The sequence below is a fragment of the Phenylobacterium sp. genome, from assembly GCF_044372605.1.
Classification (GTDB): Bacteria; Pseudomonadota; Alphaproteobacteria; order Caulobacterales; family Caulobacteraceae; genus Phenylobacterium.
Map to the genome: position 1 here is coordinate 1 of NZ_JBILRO010000141.1, position 8,756 is coordinate 8,756.

An 8,756-nucleotide genomic window follows, 5' to 3' on the forward strand; every position below is an offset into this window, starting at 1 on the left:
TCCACCGGCTAGTCTTAATATCACGATGACATCCCAGCCTTTCACCGGCCCCACATACTGAACCAGCCCGGCAGCGGGGCTCAACGCACGTTCGCCTTTGTCAGACCTGAATGTCAGGCCATTGGATCGGCCGCCGCCGGCGATCTCGGCGCCAAACCGGCCGATCACTGCGCCTTTGACCGGAACGATGAGGCGGGCAGGCGGCGTGAGGGCTTCAGATCCATCGCGCCCCATGCCGATCCCGGTCGCCGCGTCAGGTTCCGGCTGGGAATCCGCCATCAGGCTGTCACGTTCAAACAGGGCCTCGCTCTGCGCTGCCGCAAGCCGGCGCTGGCGCATCACCTCTGTGGCGTTTTCGGCGAAACCCTGTGCGCGGGCTTGAAGTTCCGGCGTGATGGCCTTGACGAGGATCGCGGCGCGGACTGCATCACGGGCGTCCTGAGGCGAAACCAGCAGGGCGGGCGGCGGGTCGCGCCTCAGTTGCTGCAGCACCGAAAGCAGGCGCGACAGGCGATGCATGTTGACGCCCTGATCAACCGCCAACTCGGTTTCTGCGATGTTCAGTCGCGCCAGCTTTTCGGTCGTCGCAGCCATCGCGGCCGCGCCGACCAGCATCACGCCCGTCGCGCCAAGGAGCAGAATCCGTCGCATCAATCCCTATGATACGGCGATCCGCCGAGAATCGAGACTGCTCGATAGATCTGTTCACAGAGCATCACCCGCGCCAGCGCATGGGGCCATGTCTGGGGCCCAAATGCCAGGTTACCCTGGACGGCCTGCACAAGATCGGGCGCCAGACCGTCGGCGCCGCCGATCAGGAAGACCAGCCGACGTACGCCACGATCCCGGAGCGTCGCGATCTCCTCGGCGAAGACGCGGGAGGCCCGGGTCCTGCCGCGTTCATCGCAGGCGATCACGTGAGCGTCGACCAGGTGTGGACGCAGAGCCTCGGCCTCGGCAGCCTTGCCGGGTTTGCGGCTCTCGACCTCGATGACCTCAACCGGACCAAGGCCCAACGCGCGCCCCGCCGCCGTCGCCCGGTCGGCGTATAGCTTTACCAGCCCGGTCTCCGGCGAGCGGGCCAACCGGCCGATGGCGACGACTGCGATCTTCACGCGAGGGAGCTTACGCGATCAGCAACTGTTCGGCGATCTGAACCGCGTTGAGCGCTGCGCCCTTCAGCAGTTGGTCGCCCGCCAGGAACAGCGCCACAGAACGGCCAGAAGGATCACCCAGGTCGCGCCGGATGCGGCCCACCAGTACGTCGCCCTGCCCCTGCGCCTCGACCGGCATAGGGAAGTGGTTGGCGTCGCGGTCATCGACCACCCTAACGCCCGGGGCCTCGGCCAGCACTTCGGTGATCGCCGCCGGGGCTACCGGAGCGTCCAGCTCAAGACTGAGCGCCATGGAATGCGCCCGCAGCACCGGCACCCGGACGCAGGTCACGCCGATGGGAAGGTTGAAGCTGCCGAGGATCCGGCGGGTCTCTGCGATGACCTTGAGCTCCTCGCCGTTGTAGCCGGTTTGCGGATCGACCTCGGCGTCATGGCTGAACAGGTTGAAGGCGTAGGGGTGGCGCAGCACCTGCGGCGGATAGGCCTCGCCGGCCAGATGCGCGCGGGTGGACGCGGCCAGTTCCTCCATCGCCGGCTGCCCCGCCCCGGAGGCGGCCTGATAGGTCGCGATCTGCAGGCGTCGTAGACCAAACCGGCGCTGAAGCGGCGCAATGGCCACGCAGGCCAGGATCGCTACGCAGTTGGGATTGGCGATGATCCCTCGGTGACCCACCAGGGTCTCGAGGTTCACCTCCGGTGTCACCAGTGGGCAATCCAGATCCATCCGGAAGGCCGAGGAGTTGTCGATGACGACTGCGCCGGCGGTCACCGCGAGGGGCGCATAGGTCTTAGATGTGTCGGCGTCGGCAGCGAAGAACACCAGGTCGACCCCGACGAAACTATCGGCGTTCAGTACGTCCACCGACACAGCTTCGCCGCGATAGGGGATTTGCCGGCCCGCAGACCTTGCAGAGGCGAGCAGTCGGAGACTGGACGCCGGGAACCCCCGCGCCTCCAGGCACTTCACCAGTTCGACGCCCACGGCGCCGGTGGCGCCAACAATGGCAACCGAGGGATTTCGCAGGGATCGATAGGACGGTTGGGTCAGCATGGGAGCCTCTTGAGGGTTGAGGCCCGTGTGCGTGGTGTTCGGCTTTGGAAAAGCGCCGCGCCCCGCACATCGGGCGGAGCGCTTTGCGGTTATGTTGCGATCAGAACCCGCACACAGCCGCAAACGCCCCGCCGGAGCGGGTCATTTTGCGGCTAATTTTCTGCGCAGTCGCGAACATGGTCGCCGCCATTACAGGGCTGGATTGGCCCTGTAAAGCCTGAAGTCGGTGATCGGGCAGGCGCGATCAGCCGACCGCCAGACCCCGGTGGGCGGAGTCCACGGACCAGATCTTCTCGATATTGTAGAAGCTGCGGACCTCAGGACGGAACAGGTGGACGATCACATCCCCTGTATCAATCAGCACCCAGTCGGCGCTGGGCAGACCCTCAACCCGGCACTTGCCATAGCCGGCTTCCTTGAGTGCGCGCAGCAGGTGGTCGGCCATCGCGCCGACGTGTCGCTGCGAGCGGCCGGACGCGACGATAAGGCTGTCGGCGACCGGGGATTTACCCTTGAGATCAATGAATACGACATCCTGGGCCTTATCGTCATCCAACCGTCCGAGGATCAGATCCCCGACGGCGGTGATGCGGCTGTCGATGTCCTGTGGGGCCTCGGCTCTCGCGGCGGCCTTTTGCGCACGTGACGCAGGTTTGGGGTCCAGCGGGGTAACTCCTTTTGTCCTCGCCGGAAGGTCTCTAGCACAGAACGCACGCGCGGTCAGCCTTTGCGACGAGCCCTGAGCGCCGTGGAGGACTGGAAGTGGAAACGACCGAACAGGAAGGTCCACGCCGGCGTCTTGGCATAGGCAAGCCGGGGGCCGCTCTGAGGTGATTTCCTGAACCGGGCGAAGCGCAAGGCCGCCGGCGAAAAGCGGCTCCTCAACGAAATCCACGGCCGCGAGACCACCGCGATGGGAACCTCATGCATGATCTGGGTCCAGCCCTTCCAGCGGTGGAAAGAGGCAAGACTGTCAGCACCCATGATCCAAACGAACTTCACCCCCGGAAACCGGGCCTTCAGGCCCCGGATCGTGTCGATTGTGTAGTTGGAGCCGAGCTGGGTCTCCACGGCCGCCACCAACATGCCATAGCCTTGGGCCAGAGCCCTCGCGCCGGCGAGCCGATCCGCAAGGTCGGCGGTCTCGTGGCGCGGCTTCAGCGGGTTTTGCGGAGAGACCAACCAGATCACCCGGTCAAGGCCTAGCCGGCGTTTGGCGGTCTCGGCGACGTGGGCATGGCCATCGTGGGCGGGATTGAACGATCCGCCATAGAGGCCCACCGTCATGCCGCGCTTAAGATCAAACCCCAGCCTGAGCGCCTGGGGTCGACCAGCGAGCGGCGCGCGCCGCGCCTGACCTGCGAACCACATGGGCATCCGGGGGTTAACCGGCGCGGGGCGGAGTGGTCGCGCCCCCGCGATCAAGGCCCGGATCAGACTGACGCACCTGCACCCGCACCGTGAAGACGCCATCGCCCGCCAGCACCCCGCCCCGGGCGAATAACCGCCCGTTCTGCCAGTTGGACAGACCAAGTTCCGGACGGTTCAGCGCGTACTGGCCATCCACCCATCGGGTGAACCCGTCGCCCACGAACGGCGCATCAATCGTGGCGTAGAAGCGGGCTTGGGCGGCTCGGTCCTCGGCGATCAGCGTCGCGGCGAAACGCGGGCTGTGGACATTGAACAGTCCCACCGCGTCATCCACGCTATCGACGATCCTGAGACTGACTTCGGGCGTCTCCTCCCATTCCCACTCCCGACCGAGTTGGGCATCGGAGAGCACATCGACGAGGGCTTCCTCAACCGGACCCTCTGCACGGATGACGGTTCCCCGGCCCGTCCGCCAGGGCTCCGGCAGTCGCACCAGATCCGCTTCGGCCACATGCAGCTTGCAGCCACGGCGGCGTTCTCCGGCCTGGGCCAGCGCATCCAGAAACACCGGCAAGAGGTCAGCGGCCCGTGATGCCACGATGCAGCAGACGTTGAGCGTATTGCAGACCTTGCGATCCAGCGAATGGTAGACGGCGGCGAAGAACCGGTCAGCGTCCGCGGTCCCATCCGCCACCAGCCAGGCGCCGCCCGTGCCGTGCAGGCTGACAGGCGTTCCGACCTGGCGCGCGATTGCGCCCAGTTGGGCGACGGCCGGCCCCGATCCGCGCGCCACAGCCAGCGCCAGCCGATTGTCAGCGAACATGGCCCAGCCCGCAGCATGGGCGGGACTGTCGACCAGAACCGCAGATCCCGGGGGTAAGCCCGCCTCCGCCAGCGCCGGGTCCAGCGCGTGACTTACAATGGCGCGCGCGGTGCCGAGGGCGTCGGACCCGATGCGGAAAACGACCGCATTGCCCGCGCGTATTACCCCAGTGGCGTCGGCGAAGACGTTGGGACGACCTTCGAATACGAAACCGACCACGCCCAACGGGGCCATGATCTGCTCCACGGTCCAGCCGGGGTGCTCGATGCGTTCCAACAGCCGGCCGCGCGGCGGCTCTGCGTCACGCCAGACCCTGAGCCCCTCGACCATGTCGCGTCGCATGGTCTCCGAGACGGCGAGACGGGTGATGGACCGGCCCCGCGCCCGGGCGCTTTCGACGTCGCCAAGGTTGGCGTTGGCGATGGCGGTCCAGACGGCATCGTCCTCCAGCCGCCGTGCGAACCCTTCGAAAAAAGCGGTTATCGCAGCATCGCTGACCTCACCCATCCGGGCGAAGGCGGCTGCCGCGCATTCGACAGCGGCGGCGGCGGCCCGGGCCTCGGCCTGCGGAATATGCAACAGATCGCCAGTGTCCTGCACGACCACCAACCGATCACCCGGGCGGAATGCATCAGCCAGCTCAGACGTCACGAAAGCGACGCGGTCACCCGCGAAAGGGATGCCCTGACCGGGCGCAAGCGCTTCAAGCCGGCCCGTGCGGGCGGCGGATATGGCTCGACTTGAAGATGCGTCGTCCACGGCGGCGACCCTTTTGCTCCAAATGAGCCTTACGCGCTCTGTGGGCTCGCCGCTAGAGCGAGGTCGTCGGCATGGATCATCGGCCCGGAGGTATAGCCGAGCGCCGGCTCGATCGCCGCTGACTTCAGGCCAACGATCCGCCGGGCGTGTTCGTCGACATATCGGATCAGGCCGCGTGCGATCTCTAGCCCGGCCTCGTCACGGACCAGCACGGCATCTCCCTTGTCGAAGCGACCTTCGATGGCTGTCACGCCCGCGGCCAGCAGGCTCTTGCCCCGACGCACCGCCGCCGCCGCCCCGGCATCGACAATCAGCGCACCGGTCGGCGACAGGGAGCCGGCGATCCAGGCCTTGTAGGCCGCTGCCGGCGTGGTGTCGGGTTCAATGACGGTGGCTCGAGCGCCCTCTTCCACCGCCGCCAGAGGACCCGGGCGGGTGCCCAGCGTGATGAAGGTCGCGCAGCCAGCCGCGGCGGCGATCCGGGCTGCCGCCAGCTTTGTCGCCATGCCACCGGTGCCCACACCTGCCGTCGTATTGGCGCCGCCGGCCATCGCCTCGATTTCGGGTGTCAGATGCGTGACCCGCGGGATGTGGGCGGCGGTGGGATCACGACGGGGATCGGCGGTGTAGAGCCCTTCGATATCCGACAACAGCACCAGCGCCTCGGCACCCACCAGCTGGGCCACGCGGGCCGACAGGCGGTCATTGTCGCCAACCCGGATTTCCTCGGTGACGACCGTATCGTTCTCGTTGATCACCGGGATCACACCCAGCGCCAGCAGCGCATCCAGGGTGGCGCGCGCGTTCAGCCAGCGACGGCGCATCTCGGTGTCATCACGGGTCAGAAGGATCTGGGCGCAGGCCAGTCCGTGCGGCTCCAGCGCCGTCTCCCAGGCCCGCATGAGGGCCGACTGGCCAGCGGCGGCGGCGGCCTGCTTCTCGGCCAGGCTGATGCGTTTGCCGAGGCCAAGACGCCTGCGTCCGAGGGCCACCGCACCGGACGACACAACCAGCACCTGCTGACCGCGCGCGCGCATCCGCGCCAGATCGGCGGCGAAGTCAGCCATCCAGGCGGCATCCGCTGCGCCATCGGGACCGACCAACAGGGCGGAGCCGACCTTGATGACGATGCGTTTGGCTGTGGCCAGTTCGCTCAAGGCGCCCAATCCTCGGGCGGGGCCCCCTCGGCGGCGGCTTCACTCTTGCGTTGCCGCACCAGGGCGTAGGCTTCACGAAGCAGCTCGGTCACGCCATGTCCGGCCGCACCGGACACCAGCCGGACCTTCACGCCAGCGGCGGCCTCGAGCTCGGCGACCTTCGTAGCCTGGGTCTCGGGATCCATCGCGTCGATCTTGTTCAGCGCCAGGATTTCGTCCTTGTCCTCCAGACCTTCGCCATAGGCCTCAAGTTCGTGACGCACCGTGCGCCAGGCCTGGGCGACATCATCCTGGGTGCCGTCAACCAGATGAACCAGCACTGCGGTGCGCTCCACATGGCCCAGAAACCGCGTGCCGATGCCCACACCTTCGCTGGCGCCCTCGATCAGGCCGGGGATATCAGCAATGACGAATCGCTCGCCAATAGAAAGGTCCACCATTCCAAGATTTGGCGTCAAGGTGGTGAATGGATAGGCTGCGATCTTGGGTCTTGCAGCACTTGATGCAGCAAGAAATGTAGATTTGCCAGCGTTAGGCAAGCCAACAAGTCCGACATCTGCGATAAGCTTTAGTCTAAGCCAGATCGCTTTTTCTTCGCCGTCAAGGCCGGGGTTGGCGTGTTTGGGGGCCTGGTTGATGGGGCCCTTGAAGTGGGTGTTGCCGAAGCCGCCGTTGCCGCCGCGGGCGAGCAGGACGCGTTGGCCGAGGTGGGTCATGTCGATGATCAGTTCCTTGTCCTCGTCGAGGACCTCGGTGCCGACCGGCACTTTCAGGACCACATCGGCGCCATTGGCGCCGTGGCGGTTGCGGCCCATGCCGTGCACGCCCGTCTCGGCGCGGAAGTGCTGGGCGTAGCGGAAGTCGATCAGGGTGTTCAGCCCCTCCACCGCCTCGATCCAGACGTCGCCGCCGCGCCCGCCGTCGCCACCGTCCGGCCCGCCGTACTCGATGAACTTCTCGCGGCGAAACGACACGGCCCCGCCGCCGCCGTTGCCGCTCTTCACATAGACCTTGACCTGATCGAGGAACTTCATCGGGCGACCCATCGAACGGTGAGCGCGGCGGCGAGCGATTTCACCACGGCGCCGGGCAGGAACGGCATGATGCCATATTCGAACGCCGAGCCGGGGTCCATGAACGAGACCAGCCCCGCCCACCCCAGCATCAACACCACCACGTGCCCCGCCAGGAACAGCGCCGCCAGCGGCCACACCCCCGAGACACGTTCGGCGCCGCGCCCGCAGATCCAGGCCGCCGCCGCCATGCCCACCAGAAAGCCCGCCGTGATGCCGGTCACCGCCCGCCAGCCGCCGGCCCCGTCGGCCAGCACCGGTGCGCCAAGCGCGGCGATCACCAGCCAGACCAGCACCGCGATCAGCGCCAGCCGCGCGCCCAGCAGCCCCGCCATCACCAGCAGCGCATAGGTCTGCAGCGTGATCGGCACACCCACCCCCTCCGGCAGGGGAATGGCCAGCTGCGAGGCCAGCGCCATCAGGCCGGCCCCGAGCGCCACCGCCACGCCCTGCCAGGGCGGCGACAGCGCGCTCAGGCGCTTGGGAAACGTGGCGGCGGGCATGGGCGAAGCGCTTAGCACGTCAGGCCAGCCAGACCATCATGCGGGTGGGCGCCGCCGCATCGGCCCGACGCACGACATCGCCGGTGTAGAGGAAGCCCGCCTTGCACAGCGCCTGTCCCGCTGCGTGATCATGTGCCGCATGGCCCGACCACACCGCGCCGCGCCGCCACGCCTGGCTCGCCCAGCGCAGGCCTGCGGTCATCGCCTCGGTCCCGTAACCCCGGCCCCGGAACGACCCCTCCAGCCAGACGTCCAGTTCCGGGCGCCTGGGCACGGCCTCATGGAAGTCCAGCCGCCCGATGGCGCCGAACTGGCGGTGCTCGATGTCAAAGGCCACAGCGGCCCTGGCCGACGCCTCGGCCATGACCGGCGCGCGCAGGATCAGGCGCGGCGTGGCTACCTGCGGCTGGAAGGACTGAATGCACATGTCTTACCTCCCGACCCCTCTTGCCGGGGGTCCAAAAACGAAAGCGGGGAGCCCGGCTGACCGGACTCCCCGCTGGGTCGTCTTGCCGGTCCGCCATCTGTGAAGAGAGGGCGGAACCGAAAGGAAGGTTCCGCCTATTCGGCTGCCATCACCTTGGCGTCCACCGGGACGACGGTGGCGTAGCAGCGGTCATTGCGCTTGGTTACGAACTTCACCGCGCCGGTAATCAGCGCGAAGAGGGTGTGGTCCTTGCCGATGCCGACATTCTCGCCCGGGAAGAACTTGGTGCCGCGCTGGCGCACGATGATCGAGCCAGCGTTGATCGCCTCGCCACCGAACTTCTTGACGCCGAGACGGCGGCCGGCGCTGTCGCGACCGTTGCGGGATGAACCGCCTGATTTCTTGTGAGCCATTGTGTGCTCCTGTTCCTAACCGTTGAGCCGCCCGATTACTCGGCCGACGTGTCCTTCTTGGCGG

11 protein-coding genes are annotated in these 8,756 nt (G+C 67.1%); all 11 read right to left on the reverse strand.

Going from position 1 to position 8,756, the window contains the following annotated elements; translation table 11 throughout:
• Window positions 1-651 (reverse strand): murein hydrolase activator EnvC family protein (locus ACIQ42_RS11900; RefSeq protein WP_397422407.1); only part of this gene is annotated, 651 nt, incomplete at its 3' end.
• Window positions 651-1,115 (reverse strand): 23S rRNA (pseudouridine(1915)-N(3))-methyltransferase RlmH, encoded by a 465-nt coding sequence (gene rlmH, locus ACIQ42_RS11905; protein WP_397422408.1) that lies wholly within the window; start codon window positions 1,113-1,115, stop codon window positions 651-653. The genes ACIQ42_RS11900 and rlmH, both read right to left, overlap by 1 nt.
• Window positions 1,116-1,125: 10 nt before the next feature.
• Window positions 1,126-2,166 (reverse strand): aspartate-semialdehyde dehydrogenase, encoded by a 1,041-nt coding sequence (locus ACIQ42_RS11910; protein WP_397422409.1) that lies wholly within the window; start codon window positions 2,164-2,166, stop codon window positions 1,126-1,128.
• Between the two features lie 244 nt (window positions 2,167-2,410).
• The gene (gene rsfS / locus ACIQ42_RS11915; protein WP_397403476.1) at window positions 2,411-2,830 is read right to left on the reverse strand and encodes a ribosome silencing factor; all 420 of its coding nucleotides are present in this window, start codon (window positions 2,828-2,830) and stop codon (window positions 2,411-2,413) included.
• 56 nt (window positions 2,831-2,886) lie between these two features.
• Window positions 2,887-3,543, reverse strand: a complete 657-nt coding sequence (locus tag ACIQ42_RS11920; RefSeq protein ID WP_397422410.1) for a nicotinate-nucleotide adenylyltransferase — start codon at window positions 3,541-3,543, stop codon at window positions 2,887-2,889.
• 7 nt (window positions 3,544-3,550) lie between these two features.
• Window positions 3,551-5,119 (reverse strand): aldehyde dehydrogenase family protein, encoded by a 1,569-nt coding sequence (locus tag ACIQ42_RS11925; protein ID WP_397422412.1) that lies wholly within the window; start codon window positions 5,117-5,119, stop codon window positions 3,551-3,553.
• 29 nt (window positions 5,120-5,148) lie between these two features.
• Window positions 5,149-6,276 carry a glutamate 5-kinase gene (gene proB, locus ACIQ42_RS11930; protein WP_397422413.1) on the reverse strand — a complete coding sequence of 376 codons (1,128 nt, stop codon included), beginning with the start codon at window positions 6,274-6,276 and terminating at the stop codon, window positions 5,149-5,151.
• A complete protein-coding gene (obgE, locus tag ACIQ42_RS11935; protein ID WP_397403441.1) occupies window positions 6,273-7,310 on the reverse strand; it encodes a GTPase ObgE in 1,038 nt (345 codons plus the stop codon). The genes proB and obgE overlap by 4 nt, the downstream gene beginning before the upstream one ends.
• A complete protein-coding gene (locus tag ACIQ42_RS11940) occupies window positions 7,307-7,852 on the reverse strand; it encodes a biotin transporter BioY (protein WP_397422414.1) in 546 nt (181 codons plus the stop codon). Before ACIQ42_RS11940 ends, obgE begins: the two co-directional genes overlap by 4 nt.
• 19 nt (window positions 7,853-7,871) lie before the next feature.
• On the reverse strand, window positions 7,872-8,279 hold the full coding sequence (locus ACIQ42_RS11945; RefSeq protein WP_397422415.1) for a GNAT family N-acetyltransferase: 408 nt from the start codon (window positions 8,277-8,279) through the stop codon (window positions 7,872-7,874).
• Between the two features lie 134 nt (window positions 8,280-8,413).
• Window positions 8,414-8,692 carry a 50S ribosomal protein L27 gene (gene rpmA, locus ACIQ42_RS11950; protein ID WP_397403435.1) on the reverse strand — a complete coding sequence of 93 codons (279 nt, stop codon included), beginning with the start codon at window positions 8,690-8,692 and terminating at the stop codon, window positions 8,414-8,416.
• Between the last annotated feature and the right edge of the window lie 64 nt (window positions 8,693-8,756).